We start from the raw sequence: 26,007 nt of genomic DNA, 5'->3' as shown, positions 1-26,007 counted from the left end.
GACGGGTCCCGAGGTCTCGATCGAGGACTCGTTCCTCGCCCACGCCTCGACCACCGGGTGGCGGGACGCCCAGCACCGTTGGGCGATCGAGACTCGGGTCTTGGCGGGCTCGACCGGGGGTAGCGGGCGCGCCTGCGGGATGCGCGGCGCTCTCCGCGAGACCATGTCGCCCGTGAACGACGAGAAGAGGGACCGCTTCGGACTGTTGCTCCTGCTGCTGCTCGGGGTGATGATCCTGTCCCCGATCGACGTGGCGGCGCTGCGGCCGCTGGTGAGCGCATCGCTGGGCGTGCTGCTCGTGTTCGCGCAGTGGATCTCGGGCGCGCGGCGTCGCGAGCTGCTGGTCTCGGCTTCGTTCGTGGTGTTCGCGGTGGTGATCGGCTCGTCCGCGCAGCTCGCCGACGCCCAGCCGGCGGCGATGGCCTACGCCGGGGTGAACGTCCTGCTGTGCATCGCGACGATCGTGATGATCGTGCTGCGGATCCTCGAGCAGCCGCGGGTGAGCGCGCAGACCGTCGCCGGCGGTCTGTGCATCTACCTGCTCGTCGCGCTGGCGTACACGTTCGGCTACGTGTTCCTCGCCGCGCTCAACGACGGGTTCTTCGCCGAGACGACGGGGCTCGAGGGCGAGAACCTGATCACGTACCTCTACTTCAGTCTCACCACGATCTCGACCACCGGGTACGGCGACCTGACCGCGGCCGACGACTCCGGGCGGATGCTCGCGGTCAGCGAGGCGGTGATCGGGCAGCTGTACCTGGTCACGATCGTCGCGCTGCTCGTCGGCAACCTGGGCCGGGTCCGAGCTCCGCGCCCGCGTCACCCCCGCCGCGGCCGCGGACGCTGACAGCGCCTCGCCCGCCCGGCCGTGATCGTCTCGGCCGTGATCGTCTCGGCCGGGCGGAGCTGGACCGCGGGGAGCAGCGTGAGACCGAAGGCGTCGATCACGTTTCCCCGCACGCTGTGCTAGCACGGTGTGCGAGGAAAGAGGCGAGGCATCCGTCGTCGCGGTGTGCGCTCGACCGACGGGGGCCCCGACTCGCCTACACCGCCGTCGGGGGTGGGTCCTGCTTCGGCTGTGCCGGCTCGCCGGACAGCAGCGGCGCGAGCCAGCGGGACTGCTCGTCCACGTCGATCAGCAGCGCCTTCACGAGCAGGGTGAGCGGCACGGCGAGCAGGGCGCCGAGTCCGCCGAGCACGCCGGCCCACACGATCAGCGACAGGAACGTGACCGTGCCCGACAGGCCGACGCTCTGGCCGACGACGCGTGGCTGGATCACCGACTGGATGATGGCGTTCAGGACCGAGTAGCCGATGATCACGGCGAGCGCGGTCCCGACGCCGCCGTCGAGCAGCCCGATCACGGCCGGCGGCACGAGGCCGATGATGAAGCCGACGTTCGGAATGTAGTTCGTGATGAACGCGAGCAGACCCCACAGCAGCGGGTCGGGGATGCCGAGCACGTAGAGCAGGCCGATGTCGAAGACGGCGACGATCGCGCCGAACACGGTCGAGACGACGAGGTAGCTGCGGGTGCCCTGCGCGAAGGAGTGCGCGGCCTGCATGACCGTCGAGCGCTGGCCGGGGATCTGGGCGAGCTTGGCCGGGAAGTTCGCGGCGTCGATGATCATGAAGAAGATCAGCACGATCAGGAAGAACATGCTGCTGAGCACCCCGGCGAGGCCGCCGAGGAGACTGACCACGATGTCTACGAGCTGGCCCGGATCGAACGACGACGTGATCGCCTTGATCTGGTCCTCGCCGACGCCGAGGCTCAGGAGCCAGGAGTTCACCTCGTGGATGACGTCGTTGAACTGCGGCTGGTAGTCCGCGAGCAGCGTCGCGAACTTCGCCCCGGACAGCAGCAGCGCGAACGCCAGGCCGAGCAGGATCGCGTACACGGCGATCGCGGCACCGACGCTGCCGATCCAGCCGGGGAGCCCCCGCGCGATCGCCCAGTCCCGTACGGGCTGGACCGCGATCACCAGGATCAGTGCGAGGAACGTGGAGGCGATGACGTCGTTCATCGCGCGGATCCCGAGGAGCGTGATGAACCCGGCGGCGGTGCCGACGAGGATCAGGAGACCACGGGGGATGCCGGACGTGATGCCGGAGGCGGAAGGGTCCAGGGGTTCGGGCGGAGGCGTGCTCACGCGCGGCACGCTACCGGATCACATGGGTGCGAGTCCGCTCCCACGGCAGATCGGGCCACCGGCGCGTCACCCAGTCCGTCGCCTCGCGCCCGAGCACGGCGCACCCGACGAACAGGTAGGCGATCACGACAAGCCACGACACGAAGGCGAACGCGACGCCGATCACGCCGTACCGCTGTGCGTCGACGGCGATCAGGTGCGGGAAGTAGATCTGCGTCGCCCACCCGACGAGCACCTGCGCGACCGCGAACAGCACACCGGACAGCAGCAGGTGGCGCGCCTCGATCCGGCGGGACGTCATCATCCTGATCAGGAGCACCCAGACGGGTGTCAGCACGAGAACCGTCACCGGCAGGGTGAGCAGGCGCGACAGCGGGAGCTTGCCGACGAGCACGCCGGCGTACCCGACGAGCACGAAGCACGCGAGCAGCAGGAGCGTCGCGCCGAGGGACTCGAAGGTGCCGCGCAGCCCGCGCGGGCCGAGCTCCCAGATCGCCTCGAACAGCCGCTGCATCGACCGGCTGAACGAGCTGAGCGACATGATCAGGATGATGTAGCCGATGAGGGTGATCCCGCCGCTGGCCGACGGTGGGCTGCCGAACAGCATCTCGACCGCGTCGGCGGTGGAGCCGGTGAGGTCGAGGCCGTCGATGATGTTGTCGCCGACGTCCTCGTCGTCGCCGCGCAGCGGCCAGAACGACGCGACCACGATCATCAGTGGGATGAACCCGACGAACGCCTGACCCGCGAGCGTCACGGCGCGGTTGCGCCCGTCGATGCCGTACATCCTGCGCATGCACGCGCCGATGAACGTGGCCTCCACACCCTCGCGCACGCGCATCCCGAACTCGCGGCCCTGCTCGTACGTGGTGCGGCCCCGCTCGTAGGCGGCGCGCAGGCGTGAGGTCACGGCCGCAATCTACCCCGGGCTCGAGCGTGTCGGGGACGCATCAGGGTGTCCCGGCTACATCGCGTCGACGCCGGTGAGGTGCCGTCCGATGATCAGCTTCTGCACCTGGCTCGTGCCCTCGTACAGCGTGAGGACGCGGGCGTCGCGGACGTACTTGCCCATCGGGTACTCGTCGACGAACCCGTACCCGCCGAAGACCTGGAGGCACTGGTTCGTCACCCGGACGGCGGCCTCGGAGGCGGCGAGCTTCGCGACCGAGCTCGGGTACGTCAGCGCCTTGCCGGAGACGCCCTGATCGACCAGGCTCGCGGCGCGCCACGTCAGAAGGCGTGCGGACTCGATGTCGACGGCGGAGTCGGCGAGCAGCTCCTGGACGAGCTGCTTCTGCGCGATCGGCCCACCGAACTGCGTGCGTTCCGTGGCGTACCTCGTCGCGGCGTCGAGCGCAGCCTGGGCGACGCCGACCGAGCCGGCCGCGACGGAGATCCGGCCCTTGCCGAGCGCGGACATCGCGATCCCGAACCCCTTCCCGACCTCGCCGAGCCGCGCGGAGTCGGGGAGGCGTACGCCATCGAAGGACAGGGACGCGGTGGCCTGTCCGCGCAGCCCGAGCTTCCCGTGGATCGTGGTGGCGGTGAAACCGGGGGAGTCCGTCGGGACCAGGAACGCCGTGATCCCGCGAGCCCCGTCCTCCACGGTGCCGGTCCGCGCGAACACGAGCGCGACGCGGGCCCACGTTCCGTTGGTGATGAAGGTCTTCTCCCCGTCGAGCACCCAGTCACCTTCGCCGGTCGAGCCGCCCCCCTCGCCGGTCGAGCTTGTCGAGACCCGCCGTGCCCGCGTCCGCAGCGACCCCGCGTCCGACCCCGAGCCGGGCTCGGTCAGCCCGAAGCACCCGAGCGCGCGTCCGGAGGTCAGCTCCGGCAACCACTGCGCCTTCTGCTCCTCGGTCCCGTAGGACGCGATGGTCTTCGCGACCAGTCCGAGCGACACGGACACGATCCCGCGTACGGAGGAGTCCCCGCGCCCGAGCTCCTCGCAGACCAGCGTGTAGCCGAGCATGTCGACCGGCGTGCCGCCGTACTCCTCGTCGATCGTCAGGCCCAGGAATCCCATCTCGCCGAGCTTCGCGACGATCCGCGTGTCGACGGACTCGGCACGGTCCCACTCGCGGATGTACGGGACGATCTCGGCGTCGACGAAGTCGCGGGCCAGGTCGCGGATGCTCTGCTGGGTTTCGTCGAGGGTGAAGTCCATGACCGCTCAGCGTACTGGTGTGCGGATCGCGCACGGCGCGGTCAGGTCTGCGCGGTCAGGTCTGCGCGGTCAGGGTTGGCAGTGGTCGCCGGCGCTGCAGCGACACGTGAGGGGCATCCGCAGGCCGGCGTCGACCTCGTCGATCCCGCTGACCGGACCGCCGGGGAACTCGAGCCGCACGCTGCACACAGCATCGGCGCTGAGGACCGCGAGCTCGAGGCCGTACCGGTCGATCGACCGAGGGAGCACGGCGTCCGCCGCGTGTCCGTGGGCGCGGACGCAGGCCAGCAGCTCCGCGCTGTGGGCGGTCTCGAGGTGCCGTACGGCGCTGGTTGCCCACTGGCGGAGCGGGTCGGGCGCAGCCGTGAGGAAGGCGGCGACCGGCACGGAGGTGCAGGTCGTGCCGACCAGGCGGACGGAGAGCAGACCGAGCTGGTACGAGCGGTGGGCGCCGTCGCTCTCGGCCGGCAGCGGGCTGGTGGTCCCGACGAGACGCAGGGTCCGAAAGCTGCCTGGCCCGGGGAGCACGAGCGTGATGATCGGGCAGGGAACCATCGCCTGGACGGCCGGCGACGCCGCGGACACCGTGATGACCGGGCCCTCGGCGCGGTCCTCGATGTCGACGATGTCGGTCACGCGACCGACGCGGCAGCCCCCGCCGTACAGGGTGGCGACGGTGGCGTCGGCGAGGGCGGTACGCGCGCGCTCGGCGAGCCTGGTCTCGTCCGTCCGTGTGTCGCACATGGCCGCGCCCCTTCGCACTCGATTTAGGGGAGCCTAACCTATCTTGCTCGCGATCGGGAGGGTCAGCACGCGGCGCATGGCGTGCAGGGGCTCGCCTCTGGTGGTGGGGTGGTGCGCATGCTGCTGGAGGTGGCGGGGCTGTCGCTGCGCGTCCCGGGTGAGGGTGCGGGCGGTCCCGTCGACGTGCTCCGCGGCGTCGACGTCGAGGTGCACGCCGGCGAGCTGGTCGGGCTCGTCGCCGAACCCGGCGGCGGCGCGTCCGACGTCCTCACCTGCGTCGCCCGGGCCGAGGCGGACGACGTCCGGGTGCGTGGTCGGTGCGCGTGGACGGCACGGACGTGCGGGCGCTGGCGGACGACGACCTGCGGGCGTACCGCCGCGACCAGGTCGGTCTGATCCCGTCCGAGCCGCGGCGCGCGATGAACCCGGTGCAGCGCGTCGCGGAGTACCTGTTGGAAGGTGTCCGCGCCGCCGGCGGTGATGTCCGTACGGCGCGGGCTCGAGCGGTCCAGTGGCTCGGTGAAGGGGGAGTGGCGGACCCGAAGAGGCTGATGCGGCAGCACCCGTTCCAGGTGTTCGAGTCCGAGCTGTGGGTCGCGACGGTGGTCGAGGCGCTGCTCCGCGAACCCGACCTGCTGCTCGTCGACGTGCCGTCGGCGGAGGTGGAGTCCGGCCCGCGTGCGGCGGTGGCGGCGCTGCTGGATCAGGTGCGGCTCGACAGCGCACGGCCCGGTGGGGCGCAGTCCTGTGGGGCGCGGGCGCGGTCCGGTGGGGCGCAGTCCGGCGGTGGGGTCGGGGTGTTGCGCGTGTTCGCCGATCTCGAGCCCGCACTCGCCGTGTGCGATCGCGTCGTCGTGATGTGTGGAGGTCGGTCGGTCGAGGCCGGGAACGCGGAGACGCTGCGCCGCGCGGCCCGCCACCCGTACACCCGTGCTCTCCTCGGCGTCCCGCCTCCGCACGACCGGCGGATCGAACCGGAGGCCGTCGTCGGCGAACCAGCGCCGAGCGCGGCGGAGGCAGCCGGGCTGGGATGCCCGTACGTCGCGCGCTGCCCGATCGCGATCGAGCGCTGCGTGGACGAGATGCCGGAGCCGGTGCGGTACGGCGGCGGCGAGGCCCGGTGTTTTCGCGTCGCACCGGAGGAAGAGGGGTCACGTTAAATTCGTCGCACACTGTGCTAGCACGGCGTACCAGCACTCCCCATCACCCCGTCGTTCCCCGCTGGTCGAAACACGGGCACCCCCCTTCGCTGGTCGAGGCGCGAGCGCAGCGAGTGATCGAGACCGCACCCCGCCCCCGCTGGTCGAGGCGCGAGCGAAGCGAGTGATCGAGACCGCAGCCCGCCCCCGTGGGTCGAGGCGCGAGCGCAGCGAGTGATCGAGACCCCCCCAGGCGTACGCTGCCGACGTGATCGGGCGACGCCATCACCTCATCGTCGACGCGCCGGACCCACAGGCTGTGGGGGCGTTCTGGTCGGCTGTGCTGGGTGAGCCGATCACGTACGACGATGGTGACTTCGTGGTGGTGTCGCGGGATGCGACGACGTCGGGGATGGCGTTCCAGCGGGCGCCGGATCTGCACGCGTCCACCTGGCCGGATCCCGCCGTGCCGCAGCAGATGCACCTCGACGTCATGGTCGACGACCTCGACTCGGCTGCGGAAGCCGTGCTCTCGCTCGGGGCGCGGCGGCTGCGCGACCACACGTACGCCGATCCGGCCGGGCATTCGTTCTGCCTGATCCCGCGTCCGGGCTGGGCCCCACCGATCGACGCTTCGTCCTGCTAGTCGAGCGCCGGCCCCCGCCCCGCTGGTCGAGGCGTGGGCAACCCCGCCCCCGCTGGTCGAAACACGGGCACCCCCCTTCGCTGGTCGAGGCGCGAGCGCAGCGAGTGATCGAGACCAGCACCCCGCCCCCGCTGGTCGAGGCGCGAGCGAAGCGAGTGATCGAGACCCGACGCCTCTGATGCGCCACGATGGAATCCCGTCGAGGAAGGCATGTCCATGAACGACGCTGCTACGACCAACGACGCTGCTACGACGAGCGCCGATCCCCAACCCGCCGACGTGCTCGTGATCTTCGGCATCACCGGGGATCTGGCGCGGGTGATGACGTTCCGGTCGTTGTACCGGCTCGAACGGCGCGGGATGCTCGACTGTCCGATCGTCGGCGTCGCGGTCGACGACTGGTCGATGGACCAGCTGGTCGAACGCGCCCGTACGTCCATCGTCGCGACCGGGGAGGACCTCGATCCGCAGGTGTTCGACCGGCTCGCGCGCAGGTTCTCGTACGTCAGTGGTGACTTCACGGACGCCGCGACGTACGAGCGGGTGGGGAAGGCGATCGAGGGCAAGCGGAGTCCGGTGTTCTACCTGGAGATCCCGCCGTCGCTGTTCGCGGAGGTGGTGCACCGGCTGTCCGATGCGGGGTTGACGAAGGCGGCGCGGATCGTGGTCGAGAAGCCGTTCGGGCACGATCTGGCGTCGGCGAGGGCGCTGGCGGACGAGCTGCACCGGTACGTGGACGAGTCGCGGCTGTACCGGATCGACCACTACCTCGGGAAGATGGGGCTGGAGGAGATCCTGCACCTGCGGTTCGCGAACGCGATCATGGAACCGCTCTGGAACCGCACCTACGTCGACTCGGTGCAGATCACGATGGCCGAAGAGTTCGGGATCGACGACCGCGGTCACTTCTACGACCCGGTCGGCGCGCTGCGGGACGTCGTCGTGAACCACCTGATGCAAGTCGTGGCCGCGTGCGCGATGGAACCGCCGTCGCGTGGCGACCCGTCGACCCTGATGGACGCGAAGGTCGCACTGTTCCGCGCGGTGAAGGCGGCCGACCCCGGGCAGTACGTGCGGGGCCAGTTCGACGGCTATCGCGACGTCGACGGTGTGGCGTCCGATTCGACCACGGAGACGTACGCCGCGCTGCGGCTCGAGATCGAGAACTGGCGCTGGTCCGGCGTGCCCTTCTTCATCCGGACCGGCAAGAAGCTGGCGGTGACGGCGACGGAGGTGCGGCTCGTGTTCAAGCGGCCGCCGCGGTTGGGGTTCGGGCCCGAGGGCTACGTCGCCAACCCGAACGAGCTCGTCGTCCGGCTCGACCCGTCCGCCGGGATGTGGCTCCAGGTCGAGGCGCGGCGTGCGGATCTGCAGGGGATCGGGCCGGTCGATCTGGAGATGGAGTTCGCCGAGGAGGGTGGCGAAGGCCCGACCCCGTACGAGGTGCTGCTACACGCGGCGATGGTGGGGCAGAGCACACGGTTCGCACGGCAGGACGGCGTCGAGGAGACGTGGCGGATCATGCAGCCGCTGCTCGATTCGCCACCGCCGGTGCATCCCTACGCGCCCGGCTCGTGGGGGCCGGCCGCTGCCGATGCGCTGATCGCGGACCACGGTGGCTGGCGGGAGCCGTGGCTGGGGGAGTGAGACCGGGCTCCGTTGGTCGAGGCGCGAGCGAAGCGAGCGATCGAGACCCCTCAGCCTCCCGCCCCTGCAGGGTCGTCGACGAGGACCGGCACCGCCTCTCGGGTCTCCAGCGCGACCGCGGGTCCGTCGGTCGTGATGGTCTGGTCGAGGGTCAGGGTCGGTCCGCCGTCGACCGAGTAGCTGATCGTGAACGTCACCGCGACCCGCGGTCTGAACGTCCGGTCGGCCCGGGCGTAGGCGTGCGTGATGTCGAGTGCGGGGTACGGCCGGCCGGGGTGGTCGGTCGTACGGGTGGTGCCGTCGCCGAAGTGCCAGGTGTACGCGGTCGGTGTCGCAGTGACGGCGACCTGCTGGGAGAAGATCGTGACCGTGCGTTCGAACGACGGGGCCTTTGTAGAGAACACCGTGTCGAGGTTGACGAGCGTGGTGCCGGACGGCTGGACGTTGATGTCGGCGCGGGGGAGCGGGAGGCGTCGGACCTCGCGGAGGACATCGCCCGGGGTGACTTCCGGGAGCTCTGCCTCCGCCGGCGGCGGATCGTCACCACCACGGCATTCGGAACCCGAGTACTGCCACGGCTCGCCAGGGTACTGAACGTAGATGTCGTACCGGACCTGGCCCTCTTCAGGACACAGATACGTCGTTGCGCACTGGGCGGAGCTTTCGGTGCATGTGAGCTCGTACCGATACTTCGGCTGCGGCCCGGTCGCGCCTGGCGCTGTCGGTGCGTCAATGCCGCCTGGCGACGAATCCTCATTCACCGTCTCGTCACCAGACGCGTAGACCTCGTCGAGAGCGTCGTCACCTCCAACGATCGGGTCCGCCATGAGGGCCGACGAGACTACGGCGATCAACGCCATTGCAAGGCTCATGCGCTCGGTCGAGTCTGGTTTGCGATCAATAGCATCCGCCACCCGTTGGTCCCGAATCTGAGCCGAAACAGATGGTGCCTTGTCTTTGGCTTCACGGTTATGACTGGCTCCGATGAGGACTCGCGGAACTTGTAGGAGTCGGTACTGACCTCGGTAAGGACAACGAAGTACTTCCGCTCGGGCTTGGCACCTACGATCTGCGGTCGCCATGGGAACGACTCGTAGTACCCGCCGGCCGCGTAAATCTCGTTCAGCCTGTCGACGAGCAACGAGCACGGGTCGCAGTTCTTCAGGCTGGCTCGAGTTAGTCCGCTCGTGTCGCCGGTCGTCGCCGCGTGAGCCTGGAGCCGATACCAGTACTTCACGAACGCCGCGGCTCCCTCGGCAGTCTGCTCTTGCGCGGCCGCGGGCATGACCGGCTCGGGTGGCGTCGTCGTAGTCGGGGAGGGCGTCGGGTCGGGGGTGGGTTCGCCGTCGGCGGGGTCGGGTCCGCTGCACGCGACGACCAGAAGACCGAGGGCTGCGAGCAGCACGGCGGCGCGGGTCATGACGAAGGACCGTAGCGAGTTCCGGGGGTCAGACGTAACCCTCTGTCACAGGGTTGTGGAGGGAAGGTTCGGATGCGCTCGAGCGTTCTACCGAAGTAGGCACGAAAGGGGTGTGCCATGAGTGCTTCTTCCAGTCATTTCGGACCTCATCTGCAGCACACGGGGACCGAACCCACCAAGGCGCGCAGCCCGTACCGGCTCCGTCTCGTCCTCGCGATCGGTGGCGCGATCCTGTTCGCTGTCGCGGCTGCCGGCGCATTCCTCATGTCGGACCCTGCGACCGGTGTGCGGGAGCTCGGTGTCGTCGCCGCACTCCTGGCGGTGCTCGCGATCATCGACGCCGTCGTGGTCGCGCGCCGCATGCACCGGGAAGGGCGGCCACGGCACCGGGGGTGAGGGTCTCGATCGTCGCTTCGCTCCGCCTCGATCAGCGGAAGGAGCCGCCTCGCTCCGCCTCGACCAGCGGAAGGAGCCGCTTCGCTCCGCCTCGACCAGCGGAAAGGACCAGGTTGCGCGCCGCGACACGCCGAGCCAGGGCGGCCCGAACCGCCTCTGACCTGCGCAGACGGACACCTCAGAAAAATGTCGGACCAACACGCGAGAGTGGGTTTGCAAGCCCTGGGGACCGGGCGTACGGTTGCCACTACATCTAGTACTTACACGGATGTAGTTATCCACATCTAGTCCACACGGGGCCGTGGACGAACCCACAGGATCGACCGGGTTCTCCACACTCCATCCACAGGACTCGACGCACGAGAGGGGCTCGGGATGCACTGTCCGTACTGCCGACACACCGACACCCGGGTCCTCGACAGCCGTGTCGCGGACGACGGGGGCGCGATCAAGCGTCGCCGCACGTGCACGGAGTGCAACAAGCGGTTCACCACCGTCGAGCAGATCCAGCTGACGGTGTGCAAGCGCTCGGGAGCGAGCGAGCCGTTCTCGCGGGACAAGGCGGTCGCCGGCGTACGCAAGGCGTGCAAGGGCCGGCCGGTCTCCGAGGACGATCTGGCGCGGCTCGGCCAAGCCGTCGAGCACGCGCTGCGGGCAAGCGGGGGAGCAGAGGTGAGCTCCCACGAGGTGGGGCTCGCTGTGCTCGAGCCGCTCAAGGCGCTGGACAAGGTCGCATACCTGCGGTTCGCCAGCGTCTACAAGAACTTCGCCGACGTGGCGGACTTCGCTGACGAGATCGCAGAGCTCATGGCGGCCGACGCCGACTGCGACCTGGTCAAGGAGTCCGAGTCGACGAAGCACAGCTAGGGGTTCGCCGGCTCGACCGGCAAGGGGCGGGTCGAGCCGGCGGGACCTCAGCAGCACATCACGGGGAAGCACGTAGAGGGGAAGAGGCACAGGATGACGGAGACGGTCAGCGGTCCGACCGGTCGCAAGGGCGGCCGGGCACGGGGGCGGAGCAAGGGCCTGACGATCGACCGGGTCTACACCACCGAGGGTGTGCACCCGTACGACGACGTGACGTGGGAGCGTCGCGACGTCGTGCAGCAGAACTGGAAGACCGGCGAGACCGTCTTCGAGCAGCGGGGTGTTGAGTTCCCCGACTTCTGGAGCGCGAACGCGTCGACGATCGTGACGACGAAGTACTTCCGCGGGGCCGTCGGCTCCGAGGACCGCGAGCAGTCGCTCAAGCAGCTGCTCGACCGCGTCGTGCTCACCTACGTGAAGGCCGGCAAGGACCACGGCTACTTCGCCACGGAGTCCGACGCCGAGGTCTTCGAGCACGAGCTCACGTACATGCTTCTCCACCAGGTCTTCAGCTTCAACAGCCCGGTGTGGTTCAACGTCGGCACCTCCAGCCCGCAGCAGGTGTCCGCGTGCTTCATCCTCGCCGTCGACGACTCGATGGACTCGATCCTGAACTGGTACAAGGAGGAGGGCCTGATCTTCAAGGGCGGCTCCGGCGCCGGCCTGAACCTCTCGCGGATCCGCTCGAGCAAGGAGCTGCTGCGCTCCTCGGGCGGTACGGCGTCCGGTCCCGTCTCCTTCATGCGCGGCGCGGATGCGTCGGCGGGGACGATCAAGTCCGGCGGCGCGACGCGACGTGCGGCGAAGATGGTCGTGCTCGACGTCGACCACCCCGACGTCGAGGAGTTCGTCCAGACGAAGGCGCGCGAGGAGGACAAGATCCGCGTGCTGCGTGACGCCGGGTTCGACATGGACCTCGGCGGGGACGACATCACCTCGGTCCAGTACCAGAACGCCAACAACTCCGTCCGCGTCACCGACGAGTTCATGCGCGCGGTCGAGGACGGCACCGACTTCGGGCTGCGCGCCCGGACGACCGGCGAGGTCATCGACACCGTCGACGCGAAGAAGCTGTTCGCCGACATCGCGCAGGCGGCGTGGGAGTGCGCCGACCCGGGTCTGCAGTACGACACGACGATCAACGACTGGCACACCACGCCGGAGACCGGTCGGATCACCGCGTCCAACCCGTGCTCTGAGTACATGCACCTCGACAACTCGTCGTGCAACCTCGCGAGCCTCAACCTGCTGAAGTTCCTGCAGGACGACGGGTCGTTCGACAGTGCGACGTTCGTGAAGGCCGTCGAGCTGATCATCACCGCGATGGACATCTCGATCTGCTTCGCGGACTTCCCGACCGAGGCGATCGGCGAGACCACGCGGAAGTTCCGCCAGCTCGGCATCGGGTACGCGAACCTCGGCGCGCTGCTGATGGCGTCCGGCCTCGCGTACGACTCCGACGGCGGCCGCGCGCTCGCCGCGTCGATCACGTCGCTGATGACCGGCACGTCGTACCGCCGCTCGGCGGAGCTCGCCGGCGTCGTCGGCCCGTACGACGGCTTCAAGCAGAACGCGGAGCCGCACGCTCGGGTGATGCGCAAGCACCAGGCGGCCAACGACGCGGTCCGCACGATGCACGCGATGGACATCGCCGTGCACCGCGAGGCCACGAAGCAGTGGGCCAAGGGCATCGAGATCGGCACCAAGAATGGGTGGCGCAACGCCCAGGCGTCGGTGCTCGCGCCCACCGGCACGATCGGCTTCATGATGGACTGCGACACGACCGGCATCGAGCCGGACTTCTCGCTGGTCAAGTTCAAGAAGCTCGTCGGCGGTGGGTCGATGCAGATCGTCAACCAGACGGTCCCGGCCGCGCTGAAGAAGCTCGGCTACACGACCGAGACGATCGAGGCGATCGTCGAGTACATCGCCGAGCACGGACACGTCATCGACGCGCCGGGGCTCAAGCCGGAGCACTACGAGGTGTTCGACTGCGCAATGGGGGAGCGGGCCATCAAGCCGATGGGCCACGTCCGGATGATGGCGGCGACGCAGCCGTTCCTGTCGGGCGCGATCTCGAAGACGGTCAACATGCCGGAGACGGCGACCGTCGAGGAGATCCAGGACATCTACTTCCAGGGCTGGAAGCTCGGCCTGAAGGCACTCGCGGTGTACCGCGACAACTGCAAGGTCGGCCAGCCGCTGTCGGTCGAGAAGAAGAAGTCCGCTGATGCCGATGGTCGAGGCGCGAGCGAAGCGAGTGATCGAGACCCGGCCGAGCCCGAGGTCAAGACCGTCGTCATCGAGAAGCCGACCCGCAAGCGGCTCCCGAAGAAGCGGCCGTCGATCACGCAGTCGTTCACCGTGGGCGGTGCCGAGGGCTACATGACCTCCGGCTCGTACCCGGACGACGGTCTCGGCGAGGTGTTCCTCAAGCTCGGTAAGCAGGGTTCGACCCTGGCCGGCGTGATGGACGCGTTCTCGATCGCGGTGTCGATCGGCCTCCAGTACGGGGTGCCGCTCGAGACGTACGTGCAGAAGTTCACGAACCTCAAGTTCGAGCCGGCCGGTCTGACCGACGACCCGGACGTGCGGATGAGCCAGTCGATCATGGACTACATCTTCCGCAGGCTCGCGCTGGACTACCTGCCGTTCGACGTGCGGTCGCAGATCGGCATCTACTCGGCCGAGGAGCGCCAGCGGCAGCTCGACACCGGCTCGTACCTCCCCGCGGAGGACGAGGAGATCCCGGAGTCGGAGTCGCTCAAGTCCTCACCGGCACCGGACACCGACCGTCGAGGCGCGAGCGAAGCGAGTGATCGAGACGCTTCCGTCGCCGAACTCGAGCGCGAAGCCCAGATCGACGCCGACGACGCGGAGATCATGGCGGAGTCCGCCAAGCCCGCACCGCGCTCGGCGCACACCTCAGCCGAGCTGCTGCAGGTGATCTCCGGCACTGAGGTCGACGCCCCGCTCTGCTTCACCTGCGGGACGAAGATGCGGCCGGCGGGTAGCTGCCACGTGTGCGAGGGCTGCGGCGCGACGAGCGGCTGCAGCTGATGGACTGACAACGAGTGGGGCGCTCCCGAGGGGGCGCCCCACTCGCTGTCGCTTTGGCAGGCATAGAACCTTCGTCAGGATGTGACGAGTAAACGCGCAACGCTAGAGAGCGTGGGGATCACTCTCTAGCCCCGGAAACGTTCGGTGGATAACGGACAGCAGTTGGCGAGCCTGATTCTCGTCGAACTGGAGGGTCTGGCTTACCTTTGGTTGCGAGCGCCTCTGCACGGAGCCGTATGTGCTGAGCTGGAGCAGAGGCTCACCTGCGGTGGAACTGACTTTCGCCCAGCCACACTCAACTTCGGTGTGCTGACGCGAGTCCATCGGGTTGTGGAAGATCCTAGTCACACGAGCCATGCACGAAGCCTTTCACAGGCGCCGGTTGTCGCCGTGCGGTTCGCGCGTCCCGGGGCGCTAAGCGAGGTAAACTACATACGTGTCATTCTCGTACATCGACCTCTTCGCTGGCATAGGCGGTTTCCATGCTGCCCTGGGTGCGCTTGGGGGCGATCTGACGCTGGCGGTCGAGCTTGATGAGGCAGCCCGGGAAACGTACAAGCGCAACTGGGGGGTTGACCCGGAGCACGACGTCGTGGAGATGGCTGGGCCGCGTCTCGAAGAGATCGGTCACCACTCTGTCCTGGCGGGGGGGTTTCCTTGCCAGCCGTTCAGCAAGTCAGGGCGGCAACGCGGAATGGAGGAACGACGAGGGCAACTGTTCACCGAGATCGTCAAGATTCTGAAGCGCTATCGGCCACCGCTCGTAGTGTTAGAGAACGTCCGCAACATCGCTGGGCCGAGACAGCAGTCGACCTGGAGAGAGGTCATCGGAGGCCTTCGTGAAGCGGGCTATCGCGTATCCGCGACGCCGTGCGTCATCAGTCCTCACCGACTTAGTCCGACCGTGGGCGGAGCGCCGCAGTCACGCGATCGGGTTTACATTATGGGCACGTATGTCGGCGAGCGCGCAGTGCGGGATGTTCACGTGGAGCCATCCGTTGCTCGAGTACCAGACCTGTCATGGTCTCCTGATGCATGGGACCTCTTGCAGCAGATCGTGGACCCGGATGAATCAGTGGAGCACTCGCGATATCGGTTCTCCAGCGAGGAACGAGAGTGGCTGGACGTCTGGAACGACTTCCTTCGCCGAACGAGAGATATTCGCCTTCCAGGGTTTCCATTGTGGTCGACGTATTGGTCCGATGACGCAGTGGTTGACCCGGATGCCCCGCGCTGGAAGCAGGTGCTCGAGCAGAAGAACATCGACTTCTACTGCGACCATCGGTCCATCATTAGGGCCTGGTTAAGAGCAAATCCTCGACTCAACAGTTTTCCACTGAGTCGACAGAAACTCGAATGGCAGGCGCAGGACTCGCCACGGGATCTCGATCAGTGCCTCCTGCACCTCCGGCCTTCGGGCATTCGAGCGAAGAAGCTCACGTACTCGCCAGCGCTCGTCGCCATGGCGCAGACACCTCTCATTGGTCCCCTCGGCCGTCGAATGAGTCCGCGTGAGGCAGCACGACTCCAAGGCTTCCCAGATTGGTTTCAACTGGACCATCAGCCAGACTCGCGTTCGTTCAAACAACTCGGGAACGCGATCAACATTGGGGTAGCCTACTTCGCGATTCGCCGCCATGTCGCGCGCGACGCGGATCTCATCGCTGAGCAGGGCGGCCAGAGCCTCGTTGATGCTGTCCTGGCGTCGCCAGACCTTCCTGTGATTCGACGGCCATGACCCGCTCATAGACGACATCTGCGCAGACCTGGGGGTCTTCATGCTCCCAGAACCTCAGAACGGTCCACCCCTCACGCTCTAGTGACTGAGTCGTGACTTGGTCACGTTCCTGATTCCGCGTGATTTTCCACCGCCACCAGTCGCCATTCCTCTGGGGTTGAACGCAGTGACGTGGACAGCCATGCCAGAAGCAACCATCGACGAAAACCGCCACCTTGGCTCTCGTGAACACGACGTCGACCTTGCAACGCCTGTTCCAGGGTAGTGCCCACTGCAACCGATAGCGCAGCCCTAGAGCGTGCATGGCGCGCCGAAGAGCGAGCTCCGGGGCCGTGTCACGGCGCGGTCGTATCGCCATGCGCAGGCTCACGGCGCGCTCGGGCCGGACCCGGTCAGGCTCGCCTGGCGACCTGCCTTGAACGACCCCCCCGGGTGTGTCCTCGGCGTCCGAGATCAAAGTGGCGACCTCCCTCGCATCTTGGATCCTGCACAAAACTCGCGCATGGTGAATAGGGTGGTGAGCACAGCCACACGATTCAGGGAGTGCCGTGACTGAGGAGACCGTCAGCATCCGACCTGGCGTCGGCATGTTGGGACTGTTCCCACACATGAAGTATCAGCCGTGGTATGCCCTTGGCGAACTAGTCGACAACTCGATTCAGAGTTACGTTGCGAGCCGTGACCGCCTTCGCGACCTTCATGGATCAGACTACCGGCTGCGGGTCGAGATCGTGGTTGATCCGACGGAGGGCGGGATGATCACGGTCCGCGACAACGCCGCCGGGATCTCGGTGGCTGACTGGCAGCGAGCCTTTCAGGTGGGAGAGCCACCCGCGGACACGAGCGGCCTTTCACAGTTCGGCATCGGAATGAAGGCCGCGTGTTGTTGGTTCTCTCGCAGCTGGACGTTGGAATCCAGTTCGATAGGCGAGGAATGCAAACGGACCGTTCTGTTCGATGTTCCGGCGATCGTTGAGGCACACGAAGAGAACCTGGTCGTCCGGGAGTCCGTCGCACCGTGGGATCGACACGGAACCGAGATCAGGATGACGAGTTTGCACCGCACACCGAGGCGGCGAACGGTAGGGAAGATTCGACAGTATCTCGGGTCGATCTATCGCCAATTCATCAGGCGCGGCGACGTCGACATTGTATTCAATGGTGAGCGGATAGAGTACGACGAACCGGCAGTCTTGACAGCCCCGCTCTGGAAGGACCCTCACGGTGGCGCAATTGAGTGGCGCCGACCGGTCGACGTTACCCTGCGGTCAGGGAGGCGGGTCCTAGGTTTCGTTGCGATTCGCGAGACGGGCTCAACGTCGATGGCTGGACTCGCGCTGTTCTATCGTGACAAGGTCGTGACCGGTGCGGGCGAGGATACATACAGACCCGAGCGAGTCTTCGGTGCGGGGAACACTTTCCAGTCGCAGCGGCTTTTTGGCGAGCTTCACATGGACGAGTTCGACGTGACCTACACGAAAGACGCACTTGTGTGGCACGACGAAGAAGACGAGTTTGTCGAACTGCTGCGAACCGAACTAGAAGATGAAGATCTGCCGCTATTGAAGCAGGCACAGAATTATCGTTCCCGGACCCTTTCGAAGGGTTCCACGCGGCAAGCCGAAACGGCAGCGGGAAACATCGCATCATCGCTGCTTGCAGCGCCCGACTTACTGACTAGCCCGCCGGCTGTGCCGGTCGAAGCGACGTTCGAGCATAATAGCTCGACTGTCGGCAATAATGCAGGTCCGCAAATTCACGTGGATCGTGAGTTGGGGATGCCGATCGACGGTGCGGTATGGAAGGTATCGCTTAGGCTGGTTTCGGACGAAGGAGACGATGATTGGCTCGGTGTCGCCACTGATGTCGGGTCAACCGGGGAGCCTCACGTGATCATAAAGGTGAACCAGTCTCATCCGTTCATGCGAGCGTACTGTGAGTTACCAGGTCAAGAACTGGAGCCGGTTTGGCGAGTTGCAGTTGCGCTGGGCCTGGGGCAGGAACTTGCGCGAAAGGAAGGTGCGCGCATGCCATCTTTAGTCATTCGGAGCGTCAACAGTATTCTTCTCGGGTACCTATCAAAGAAGGATTAGGCGAGCGGCTTGAACATACACGAAACGATACATGCTTCATCGGCGCCGGGAGATGATCGACTCGCGTTGTGGCGGCCGGTTTCGGGCGAGGAGACTAACGACCTTCTTTCACGGGCGTTGACGGACGATGCGGCAAGAAGTCTTGTCCTGAGAGAAGCCGCGGGCGTTCTTTCCCGTTGCGTGGGGCCGGAAACTGCGCAACCGGCCTCCCGCACCGGTCTCGTTGTCGGGTACGTTCAGAGCGGCAAGACACTGTCGTTCACGACGCTGATCGCGCTCGCAAGAGACAACGGCTTCCCAATTGTGATCCTGTTGGCGGGCACCAAGCGGAATCTACACGAGCAGACATCCGCTCGCCTGGCAACCGACCTGGAAACTGAACGCGAGGGCGGTATGTCGCCGTGGTATCTCACCAGCAATCCGAGTGCCACACCGGCCGAAATCGCAGCTTTATCCGGTTACGTTCGCGAGTTTTCGGACCCCGAGACCCCTCCGTGGTTCAAGCGCACAGTCCTCATCACTGTTATGAAGAACAGCAATCGTCTGGGGAAGGTGAAGGAGGTACTCGAGAATATCGCACGAAGTGGGGTTAATCTCGCAAAGAGCGCGGTGCTTGTGATTGATGATGAGGCTGACCAAGCCGGCTTGAACGCGGCTCCAGGCGAAGAAGAGCCTTCCGCCACATATGCGGCAATTGCATCGCTGCGAAGCGCGATTCCCAGACATTCATACGTGATGTACACCGCTACGCCGCAGGCCCCACTCTTGGTGAATATCGCCGATACCCTTTCTCCCGAGTTTGTGTCCGTCCTTACGCCGGGCAGGGGATACACGGGCGGTCAGTATTTCTTCAAGGACCATAGGTCGACGTTCGTCCAAGAAATGTCCAGCGACGAGATTGAAGAAGCTCTCGATCCCTCCCCTACCGAGCCGCCAAGCTCACTTGAATCGGCTCTAGCAACATACCTTCTCGTTCGCTCGATCCGAGGCAGGCGGAGCCACACCTCGATGCTGGTTCATCCGTCGCACGGCCGAGATCTTCATTCGGTTTACGCATCTTTTGTGACTGGGCTTCTTAGGAGTTGGAAGTCACTTCTCAAGTTGCCAGGAGCGGATCGCGATGAGCTTGTGGAGGCGTACTTTACTCCGGCGTACTTGAATCTTTCCGAGAAATCTAGCAATCCCCTTCCGCCCTTAGATGATTTATTGGTCAACCTGCCGTTCTGGATCACGAGCACGCAGGTGAGAACGGTCAACTCAGGAACTCCTGCCGACAGCGATATCCGATGGGGCACCGCGCCATCATGGATTCTGATTGGTGGAAACAAGCTGGACCGAGGTTTCACGGTCGAAGGCTTGGCTGTCACGTACATGCCGCGGGGATTGGGCGTCGGTAACGTGGATACTCTTCAACAGCGGGCCCGCTTCTTCGGATACAAAGCGGCATACGGTTCGCTATGCCGCGTATGGCTATCTGCGACAATGGCGGCGGCATTCGAACACTATGTTGATCATGAGGAGAATCTTCGTACGGACCTGCAGGCGGTCGATCGAGAGGGACGCTCACTGCAGGAGTGGACGCGCACGATGCTTCTCAACCCCGAGTATAAGCCGACTAGGCGTGCGGTAATTGATCTGCCCTACCTGCATGGCGGCGTGCGGGGAGAGCAGTGGTCGAACGTCGCTAGCGTTGCCCATCTTGGACGGGACGGTTTGTTGAACCTTGCTGCGGTCGAGACATTCCAAACGCACCACGGACGCCGTCGCGAGACGGATCCGCGAGACGCTCGAAAAGGGGCGCGGCGTAATACCGTCTTCACGGTGCCGCTAGAGACTCTTCTTACTGAGTTGCTTGCGGACTGGTATGGCCGCTCGACAGACCGGGCGGGACTTCAGCAATTGATACTCGTACTCCAGGCACGGGTCGACCAAGATCCCTCCCTGCTTGCCGACGTGTACCTTATGGACGATCTTGAGGTTCGCGAACGCGCTACAAGGGCGGATCTGCAAACGGTGAACAATCTTCAGCAGGGCAGGTCTCCTCAAGGTCGCTACATCGGCGACATGGCGTTCTACACCGAGGATCGAACTTCGATTCAAGTACATCACGTAGTCTCGAGATCCGATGCTGAAGGACCGTCATGGGAGGCGGCTGGGCTCTCCATTCGAGTCCCTTCCGGCCTCGCGGGCGGAGCTCTTCTCCAGGTAGATGCAGAGTGACATCCGCCGACGAACTAAAGGGCCTTCTTGCCGGAGTCGATCGACCGGTCGGGCCGAGCGACGTGTTCCTGGTTGCCCCGCTACCTGGCGATCCGCCTTACCGAATTGGTCGTGATTCCGAGGGCTCGATCGTTCTTCTCACTCCACCAGATCCTACGCCGGATCCCCCAACGAGGTTAAGAAGAATTTCGATGGACCCGCGTCTTAGGTGCGTAGTAGAGACGGAAGGACGCGACAAGGTAGAGGGTGACTTTGGCGTCGTCCGCCTTCGTGTTGGTGAGGATGAGTTGACTCCAGCATTTCTGGACGTTGTTCTGGTTCTTATCCGGCTTATCGGGACATCGCCCACTGACGGCAGCGTTAGCGCAGCAATGCGCAGGTTCGTCCAGCTTTTTGATCCTTCGACCCCGGCTCGCGGAAGTGTGCTGGGCCTGTGGGGTGAGTTGTTTGTAATGGCCCGGGCCGCCGATGGCCACAAGCTCCTCGATTATTGGCATCCCTACGTTGACTCGCGGTTTGACTTTGCCGGCGACGATTTTAGGTTGGACGTCAAAGCGACTACGCGTGACGTTCGGCTCCATGAGTTCGCCCTTGAGCAACTCTTACCGCTGCCTTCTGCGCGCGTACTAGTTCTGTCGCTGATGACGACTGAGACTAACTCTGGGACTTCGGTCCGCGAGTTGGTAGGAGAACTCGAGTCGGACTTGGCAAATGATGCTTCGAGGCAGATGACGTTGCATCACTTGGTTGCCGCTACGCTCGGGCCCGACTGGACCCGGTCATCCGAGCGGTGTTTCGACGTTGGCCAGGCCATTGAGTCCGCGGCCTGCCTCGACGTGGATTCCATTCCGAGGATCGCGGCGGCGCCCCCTGGCGTCACAGCCGTCCGGTTTCGAGCCGATTGCACGGAAGCCCGCCGCGTTTGCGGACTCGATGAACTGATCGCTGTCCTGCTGCCCGTGGACCGGGTCGAGTAGGTCGCTTGGTTCGAGACCGGTTCGCGCCCGTCGGTGGGCGAGTCTCTTGCGGCCCGGGCGCTGTGCGGTGCGCCAAATGCATCTTCAGGCCAAATGCATCGCCAGGACGGTACGCCATCCAGCGCTAATAGGGCGGCGCGAGGGCGGCGAGGTACAGTCTTCAGCTTTCTGGGGCAGGTGGGATGGGCTGGTCTCGCGTGCGGGCCGTCGCGGACGAATCGTCTACTAGACGCTATCCTCGCCACCGTTAGTCCGTTGCGGCCCGACAGGCGCGTCCACGACAAGCCTCCATCCGTGCGGGAAGTCGTTCTGCCTTCCTGGGGTTGGTCGTGCCTCTGTTCCGCGGGTCCGTTGCACGTTTGCGCGCGCAGATCGAGGACAGGTCGTTGGTGCCCATGCTGTCGGAGCAGTACCGGCACCAACTCGGGCGCTCGGCTCCGCCGTCGGAGGTGGTCGTGGGAGCGCAGCCTTCAGGTCCTGTCCGCCGATACTCGTCGAGGCGGGCCTGATGGATGTCGAAGGCCCTCGTCGAGTACCAGCTCCCGCTCACCAGCAAGCGCGCCGACGTCGTCCTCTGCGGAACGCACCCAAGGACGCGCGACGACTCGTACGTCGTGGTCGAGCTGAAGCAGTGGTCGCGGGCGCACTTGCTGGAGGACTCCGACGTCGTCGTGGAGCTCGACGGCGCGGGGGAACGGCTGCACCCGATGGAGCAGGTGCGGCGCTACTGCACACACATCGCGGACTTCGTGGCGTCGCTCGCTGGGGACACGACGCAGCTCGCTGGCGTCGCGTATCTCCACAACGCGACCGACCTCGACATCGCCGACCTCTGGGAGCTCCCGGAGTCCGAGCAGGGACGCCTCTTCACGGGTCAGCGCCGTGGGGCGTTCCTCGACTACCTCCGGACGAAGCTCTCGCCGGAGCCGGGAGCGAAGGCGGCCGACCACCTGCTCGACTCCGCCGTACGCCCGAGCAAGCAACTGATGGCGCTCGCGGCTGAGGAGGTTCAGCGGCGCGAGCAGTTCGTCCTCCTCGACGAGCAGGAGGTCGCGTACTCCCTCGTCCTCCGGGCGGTCGAGCGAGCGCATCACCTCAACACCAAGGAGGTGCTCGTCGTCTCCGGTGGGCCCGGCTCGGGCAAGAGCGTGATCGCCTTGTCGCTCCTCGGTGAGCTGTCGCGCCGCGGGATGACGGCGCTGCACGCGACCGGATCCAGCGCCTTCACCCAGACGCTCCGTCGCGTCGCAGGCGCCAGGGCTCCGCGGGTGAAGGGGATGTTCAAGTACTTCAACCAGTTCGTCACCGCGCAGCAGAACGGGATCGACGTCCTGATCTGCGACGAGGCCCACCGCCTACGGGAGACCTCCGCGAACCGCTACACGAAGGCGGGCGAGCGGACCGGCAAGCCGCAGGTCGCCGAGCTCATCGACGCCGCGCGCGTCCCGGTGTTCCTGCTCGACGAGCACCAGGTCGTACGGCCGGGGGAGATCGGCACCGTCGAGGACATCCGCGCTGCGGCGCGATCGCTGGGGCTCGACACGCGGGTGACCTCGCTCGACGGTCAGTTCCGGTGCGGCGGCAGCCGCGCGTACGAGCGGTGGGTTCTACGGCTGCTCGGGCTGGAGGGCGGCGGGCCGATCCCGTGGGAGGGCGATGACGGCTTCGACCTGGAGGTCGCCGACGCGCCGAGCCCGATGGAGGAGCACCTGCGGTCGGTCCTCGAGCAGGGGTACGGCGCGCGGATCGCGGCCGGCTATTGCTGGCAGTGGAGTGACCCGATCAAGGGCGGTGGGCTCGCGCCGGACGTTGAGATCGGCTCCTGGCACCGCCCCTGGAACAACAAGAAGGCGTCCTCGCACGCCGGAGCGCCGGGGACGCCGTTCTGGGCGACCGATCCGGCCGGCTTCGACCAGGTGGGGTGCATCTACACGGCTCAGGGCTTCGAGTACGACTACGCCGGCGTGATTCTCGGACCCGATCTCGTCTGGCGGACCGACCATTGGGTCGCCCAGCCGGACAGGAGCCACGACTCGGCGGTCAAGCGCGGGTCGTACGAGGAGTTCGACCGCGCGATCCGCAACGCGTACAAGGTGCTGCTCACGCGGGGGATGCGCGGCACCATCGTCTACTCGACCGACGCGGAGACCCAGGCGATGCTGGAGTCGCTGGTGCCCGAACGCGCGTGAGAGAGTGCAGCCCATGTCCGACCTGACCAGCTCCGCGACCTCATGCGGGCCTTCACCGCCGAGCGGGACTGGGAGAGGTTCCACGACCCGAAGTCGCTGCTGCTGGCGCTCACCGGCGAGGTGGGCGAGCTTGCAGAGCTGTTCCAGTGGCTGCCGGCGGACGATGCGCGGGAGCTCGCTGGCGACGAGCCGCTGCGGACGCGGGTGGGGGAGGAGATGGCAGACGTGCTGCTCTACCTCGTACGGCTGGCGGACGTGGTTGGCGTCGACCTCGCGGAGGCGGCGCGGCGGAAGATGGAGCTGAACGCGGAGAAGCATCGGGCGTAGCAGACTCGCGTCACCGCCTCGTGGTGTACTCCTCAACGTCCTATCGCGATCAGCGAACGAGCGCCAGCTCGGTGATTCGCGAGCCGAGGGCAACGAGGTCACGATGGAGACCGCGGCCCTCCTGCTCCATCTGGATTGCGCCACGCTCAATCGCTTCATCGATCAGTTGCTGGTCATCCGGCAGCAGTCCTTCACGCCGCAGCCATTTCTTGAGGTTCTTCGGCGGCTCGGGCGCGGCGTCGCGGGTCCAGCGGTTGATCAGTGTCTCCCACGGGTGCTCCGATGTTAGGACTGTTTCCGGGTCGAGATAGCAGATGACGTCTGGATACGCCAAACCGTGGATGGAAACGCGATCCAGATGCCCGAGTTCCGCCGCGACCTTGGCGAACTGGTGAAGGAACAAGAGCGAGTCGTGCTTCTGTCCTTTCACGCGCACCTCTTCGAGCACCGCCCGGAGTTGCGCCGGATCGGGTCCTGCGGCCGCCGATTTGATGCGGGCCAACGCATCATTGCCTTCCGAGACCGTCAGATCGTCCAGCACAATGAGGACCTGCGAGTCCGTGCCAGTCATCACCAACCGTGCCTCTGCCAGAGACCGGAGGCGTGCCCCACCGTGGATGGGAAGAATCCCAGCGGGTGCTGCGTCGATGTCTCCTCGCAACAATGACTTGAATACGAACTCGTCGTGAATGCCTTCGACCACGACGGTCACGCGGGCGAGCGCCCACAGATCACCGACGGACAGGCCGAGCTCGTGCGCCGACCGAAGGGTGGAGTGTCCGTCCACGAGACTGAGAGGTACGTTTCGGAGCTCGACGGACATGCTGGAGTCGCGGGTGACAAACGTGCTCTCAACTGCGGGCGAACTGAGGAGGTCCGGGGAATGCGTAGCGACCAACACTGCCGCGCTGTTCGTCGCTGACCAGGCGCCCAGTCCCGCAGCCAGTCGATGCTCAACCAGCCGGTGCAGTCCCGCCTCTGGCTCGTCGATGAGAACGATGTGGGGAGGGTCTTCAGTTGGATCGACGGCAGCCATCGATGTGCTCAATGTTATCCACCGCTTCTGGGCGGCGGAGACGTGGCTAAGGTCCAGCCCATCCGCTCGCCAGCGAGGCGAACGCCCTCGCAGCCAGTCCTCCGGAGATCCCATATCCCATGTCAGGGCAGGTGGGGACGGCATGACTACTTGGAGAAACATGTTGGCCCGCGCTTCCAGCTCCTGGAGGTGGGCAGCGAGTTCTGCGTCTAGCTCGGCTGAGTCCCACTCGAGTGCTCCGAACTCGACTCCTTCAGTCCTCGAGAGCACATGCTCGAGGGTGAAGGCATCGGCATTCTGCGCTGTGGGAACGTCTCCCGTGACCGTGGCGAGCGTGAACCCGTCGTACCAGTCGCGGACAACGCGAGTTGTCCCGCGTTCCGACCTCGAGAACTCGTGCCATCGACCAGCGCCAACCTCTCCGATCAAGAGCGCAGGAACCTGCAAGGTGCGAGGAAGGGCTGCCAGGAACCGGGGGCTCCCGGACGTTCCCCAGTACGCGATCTCGAACATGTCGGGAACCGAGTGTCCCCTGGCGGCATCGCGTCTGAGTTCGTGAAAGCACCGGTCGGTCTCTGTGAGGACCCGCTCCGAGACGACATCCGAAGGCGAACATGCTACGAAGATCTGCCACCGTGGATCAGAATCTGAGCCTACGGCGCGGAGCGTTAGTCTCCCATTGGTCGCGGCCTCCGTCAGGGCTTGGCGCGCCCTTTCGCGCTGGTCGTCCAGCTCCTTCCACGGCCCCAGGTCGCCAGGCGGGAAGTCATTGTTGCGGGCGAGGTCGGACAGTTCTGCGCGCCGTAGCTGCGCGGCCAGGTCGACTACCTGTTCGATGAGCGCGCGGTGTGTGGATGTCGCGTCGTGTCCGAGTTCTCGCAGTTGCCTCCTGAGCTTATCGGCATACGTCCCAATAGCCCTCTCCAGATGGGGCGGGAGGCTTCCGTGCAGTCTGATGTGCACATCGAGGCGCTCGTCGGTGGGCACGTCCGGGAGCCCAGGTTCCGCGCCAACTCCGTGAAGTGCTTGCGCGATTGTCCGCAGGAGCCGCGTTTTTCCGACGCCATTCAGGCCGTAGAGCGCCCGCGGAGCCGGCTCGAGGGTGAGGTGAACGACGCCGTCGATCGGCGGGGTCCGAGCGATCGTCACGCCGAGAATGTCGAAGTCTGCTCCTGGGACCGGCATAGC

General features: G+C 66.0%; 22 protein-coding genes. 14 read left to right on the top strand and 8 right to left on the bottom strand.

The features are described 5' to 3' along the window. Window positions 1–172 precede the first annotated feature (172 nt). Window positions 173–847 (top strand): potassium channel family protein, encoded by a 675-nt coding sequence (locus tag CLV56_RS16275; protein ID WP_157805200.1) that lies wholly within the window; start codon window positions 173–175, stop codon window positions 845–847. Window positions 848–1,043: 196 nt separating this feature from the next. On the opposite strand, the gene CLV56_RS16270 is transcribed toward CLV56_RS16275, so the two are convergent. From CLV56_RS16270 to CLV56_RS16255, 4 genes are all read right to left on the bottom strand, one after another. Continuing rightward, window positions 1,044–2,153: an AI-2E family transporter gene (locus CLV56_RS16270; protein WP_039342355.1), complete on the bottom strand. Its 1,110-nt coding sequence runs from the start codon at window positions 2,151–2,153 to the stop codon at window positions 1,044–1,046. Window positions 2,154–2,163: 10 nt separating this feature from the next. Continuing rightward, window positions 2,164–3,063: a YhjD/YihY/BrkB family envelope integrity protein gene (locus CLV56_RS16265; RefSeq protein WP_039342297.1), complete on the bottom strand. Its 900-nt coding sequence runs from the start codon at window positions 3,061–3,063 to the stop codon at window positions 2,164–2,166. A gap of 54 nt (window positions 3,064–3,117) precedes the next feature. Further along, a complete protein-coding gene (locus CLV56_RS16260) occupies window positions 3,118–4,320 on the bottom strand; it encodes an acyl-CoA dehydrogenase family protein (RefSeq protein ID WP_039342294.1) in 1,203 nt (400 codons plus the stop codon). Between the two features lie 69 nt (window positions 4,321–4,389). After that, on the bottom strand, window positions 4,390–5,064 hold the full coding sequence (locus CLV56_RS16255; RefSeq protein ID WP_039342292.1) for a DUF2470 domain-containing protein: 675 nt from the start codon (window positions 5,062–5,064) through the stop codon (window positions 4,390–4,392). A gap of 117 nt (window positions 5,065–5,181) precedes the next feature. Here CLV56_RS16255 and CLV56_RS16250 point away from each other — a divergent pair, with 117 nt between their 5' ends. The 4 genes from CLV56_RS16250 (at window position 5,182) to zwf (ending at window position 8,496) form a co-directional block, all read left to right on the top strand. After that, window positions 5,182–5,460 carry a hypothetical protein gene (locus tag CLV56_RS16250; protein WP_157805199.1) on the top strand — a complete coding sequence of 93 codons (279 nt, stop codon included), beginning with the start codon at window positions 5,182–5,184 and terminating at the stop codon, window positions 5,458–5,460. Continuing rightward, window positions 5,388–6,224: an oligopeptide/dipeptide ABC transporter ATP-binding protein gene (locus CLV56_RS16245; RefSeq protein WP_100415290.1), complete on the top strand. Its 837-nt coding sequence runs from the start codon at window positions 5,388–5,390 to the stop codon at window positions 6,222–6,224. Before CLV56_RS16250 ends, CLV56_RS16245 begins: the two co-directional genes overlap by 73 nt. Before the next feature lie 247 nt (window positions 6,225–6,471). Beyond that, window positions 6,472–6,849, top strand: coding sequence for a VOC family protein (locus tag CLV56_RS16240; protein ID WP_039342284.1), 378 nt, complete (start codon window positions 6,472–6,474; stop codon window positions 6,847–6,849). Between the two features lie 216 nt (window positions 6,850–7,065). After that, window positions 7,066–8,496, top strand: coding sequence for a glucose-6-phosphate dehydrogenase (gene zwf / locus CLV56_RS16235; RefSeq protein WP_100415289.1), 1,431 nt, complete (start codon window positions 7,066–7,068; stop codon window positions 8,494–8,496). A 50-nt stretch (window positions 8,497–8,546) separates the two neighbouring features. Here zwf and CLV56_RS16230 read toward each other — a convergent pair whose 3' ends face one another. Together CLV56_RS16230 and CLV56_RS16225 are read right to left on the bottom strand one after the other, a co-directional pair. Continuing rightward, the gene (locus tag CLV56_RS16230; RefSeq protein WP_100415288.1) at window positions 8,547–9,356 is read right to left on the bottom strand and encodes a hypothetical protein; all 810 of its coding nucleotides are present in this window, start codon (window positions 9,354–9,356) and stop codon (window positions 8,547–8,549) included. A gap of 8 nt (window positions 9,357–9,364) precedes the next feature. Then, the gene (locus CLV56_RS16225; RefSeq protein ID WP_039342281.1) at window positions 9,365–9,916 is read right to left on the bottom strand and encodes a DUF6318 family protein; all 552 of its coding nucleotides are present in this window, start codon (window positions 9,914–9,916) and stop codon (window positions 9,365–9,367) included. 117 nt (window positions 9,917–10,033) lie between these two features. Here CLV56_RS16225 and CLV56_RS16220 point away from each other — a divergent pair, with 117 nt between their 5' ends. The 4 genes from CLV56_RS16220 (at window position 10,034) to dcm (ending at window position 15,977) form a co-directional block, all read left to right on the top strand. Then, entirely contained in the window at window positions 10,034–10,312 is a 279-nt protein-coding gene (locus CLV56_RS16220) for a DUF6343 family protein (RefSeq protein ID WP_039342278.1), read from the top strand. 375 nt (window positions 10,313–10,687) lie between these two features. Then, entirely contained in the window at window positions 10,688–11,179 is a 492-nt protein-coding gene (gene nrdR / locus CLV56_RS16215; RefSeq protein ID WP_039342276.1) for a transcriptional regulator NrdR, read from the top strand. Window positions 11,180–11,272: 93 nt separating this feature from the next. Continuing rightward, on the top strand, window positions 11,273–14,239 hold the full coding sequence (locus tag CLV56_RS16210) for a vitamin B12-dependent ribonucleotide reductase (protein ID WP_039342273.1): 2,967 nt from the start codon (window positions 11,273–11,275) through the stop codon (window positions 14,237–14,239). A gap of 436 nt (window positions 14,240–14,675) precedes the next feature. Further along, entirely contained in the window at window positions 14,676–15,977 is a 1,302-nt protein-coding gene (gene dcm, locus CLV56_RS16200; protein ID WP_100415286.1) for a DNA (cytosine-5-)-methyltransferase, read from the top strand. Here the strand turns inward: dcm and CLV56_RS16195 are convergent. After that, window positions 15,898–16,548, bottom strand: a complete 651-nt coding sequence (locus CLV56_RS16195; RefSeq protein ID WP_100415285.1) for a very short patch repair endonuclease — start codon at window positions 16,546–16,548, stop codon at window positions 15,898–15,900. The two genes, dcm and CLV56_RS16195, sit on opposite strands and share 80 nt — an antisense overlap. Between CLV56_RS16195 and CLV56_RS16190 the strand changes: the two genes are divergently transcribed. From CLV56_RS16190 to CLV56_RS16170, 5 genes are all read left to right on the top strand, one after another. Then, the gene (locus tag CLV56_RS16190; RefSeq protein WP_157805198.1) at window positions 16,526–18,070 is read left to right on the top strand and encodes an ATP-binding protein; all 1,545 of its coding nucleotides are present in this window, start codon (window positions 16,526–16,528) and stop codon (window positions 18,068–18,070) included. The genes CLV56_RS16195 and CLV56_RS16190 overlap by 23 nt on opposite strands. Window positions 18,071–18,079: 9 nt before the next feature. Continuing rightward, complete coding sequence (locus tag CLV56_RS16185) at window positions 18,080–20,290, top strand: Z1 domain-containing protein (protein WP_157805197.1); 2,211 nt, start codon at window positions 18,080–18,082, stop codon at window positions 20,288–20,290. Next, a complete protein-coding gene (locus CLV56_RS21450) occupies window positions 20,212–21,267 on the top strand; it encodes a PD-(D/E)XK motif protein (RefSeq protein ID WP_100415282.1) in 1,056 nt (351 codons plus the stop codon). Before CLV56_RS16185 ends, CLV56_RS21450 begins: the two co-directional genes overlap by 79 nt. A 512-nt stretch (window positions 21,268–21,779) precedes the next feature. Beyond that, window positions 21,780–23,456, top strand: a complete 1,677-nt coding sequence (locus tag CLV56_RS16175) for a DUF2075 domain-containing protein (protein WP_211288172.1) — start codon at window positions 21,780–21,782, stop codon at window positions 23,454–23,456. A 42-nt stretch (window positions 23,457–23,498) separates the two neighbouring features. After that, window positions 23,499–23,783 carry a nucleotide pyrophosphohydrolase gene (locus CLV56_RS16170; protein ID WP_039342260.1) on the top strand — a complete coding sequence of 95 codons (285 nt, stop codon included), beginning with the start codon at window positions 23,499–23,501 and terminating at the stop codon, window positions 23,781–23,783. Between the two features lie 49 nt (window positions 23,784–23,832). Here the strand turns inward: CLV56_RS16170 and CLV56_RS16165 are convergent, their stop codons facing one another. Then, window positions 23,833–26,004, bottom strand: a complete 2,172-nt coding sequence (locus CLV56_RS16165) for an ATP-dependent nuclease (RefSeq protein WP_100415281.1) — start codon at window positions 26,002–26,004, stop codon at window positions 23,833–23,835. Window positions 26,005–26,007: the final 3 nt, after the last annotated feature.

The organism is Mumia flava (assembly GCF_002797495.1).
Classification (GTDB): Bacteria; Actinomycetota; Actinomycetes; order Propionibacteriales; family Nocardioidaceae; genus Mumia; species Mumia flava.
Note: the sequence above shows the minus strand (reverse complement) of the source record. Positions and strands in the feature narration are given on the sequence as shown.

Bases quoted from the DNA above. Each gene is read 5' to 3' on its own strand.
- CLV56_RS16260 (WP_039342294.1), bottom strand. From the start codon at position 4,320: ATGGACTTCACCCTCGACGAAACCCAGCAGAGCATCCGCGACCTGGCC.
- CLV56_RS16210 (WP_039342273.1), top strand. From the start codon at position 11,273: ATGACGGAGACGGTCAGCGGTCCGACCGGTCGCAAGGGCGGCCGGGCA.
- zwf (WP_100415289.1), top strand. From the start codon at position 7,066: ATGAACGACGCTGCTACGACCAACGACGCTGCTACGACGAGCGCCGAT.
- CLV56_RS16175 (WP_211288172.1), top strand. From the start codon at position 21,780: ATGTCGAAGGCCCTCGTCGAGTACCAGCTCCCGCTCACCAGCAAGCGC.
- CLV56_RS16195 (WP_100415285.1), bottom strand. From the start codon at position 16,548: ATGCTGACGGTCTCCTCAGTCACGGCACTCCCTGAATCGTGTGGCTGT.
- CLV56_RS16225 (WP_039342281.1), bottom strand. From the start codon at position 9,916: ATGACCCGCGCCGCCGTGCTGCTCGCAGCCCTCGGTCTTCTGGTCGTC.
- CLV56_RS16170 (WP_039342260.1), top strand. From the start codon at position 23,499: ATGCGGGCCTTCACCGCCGAGCGGGACTGGGAGAGGTTCCACGACCCG.
- CLV56_RS16250 (WP_157805199.1), top strand. From the start codon at position 5,182: ATGCTGCTGGAGGTGGCGGGGCTGTCGCTGCGCGTCCCGGGTGAGGGT.
- CLV56_RS21450 (WP_100415282.1), top strand. From the start codon at position 20,212: ATGGGAGGCGGCTGGGCTCTCCATTCGAGTCCCTTCCGGCCTCGCGGG.
- nrdR (WP_039342276.1), top strand. From the start codon at position 10,688: ATGCACTGTCCGTACTGCCGACACACCGACACCCGGGTCCTCGACAGC.
- CLV56_RS16165 (WP_100415281.1), bottom strand. From the start codon at position 26,004: ATGCCGGTCCCAGGAGCAGACTTCGACATTCTCGGCGTGACGATCGCT.
- CLV56_RS16255 (WP_039342292.1), bottom strand. From the start codon at position 5,064: ATGTGCGACACACGGACGGACGAGACCAGGCTCGCCGAGCGCGCGCGT.
- CLV56_RS16230 (WP_100415288.1), bottom strand. From the start codon at position 9,356: ATGGCGTTGATCGCCGTAGTCTCGTCGGCCCTCATGGCGGACCCGATC.
- CLV56_RS16220 (WP_039342278.1), top strand. From the start codon at position 10,034: ATGAGTGCTTCTTCCAGTCATTTCGGACCTCATCTGCAGCACACGGGG.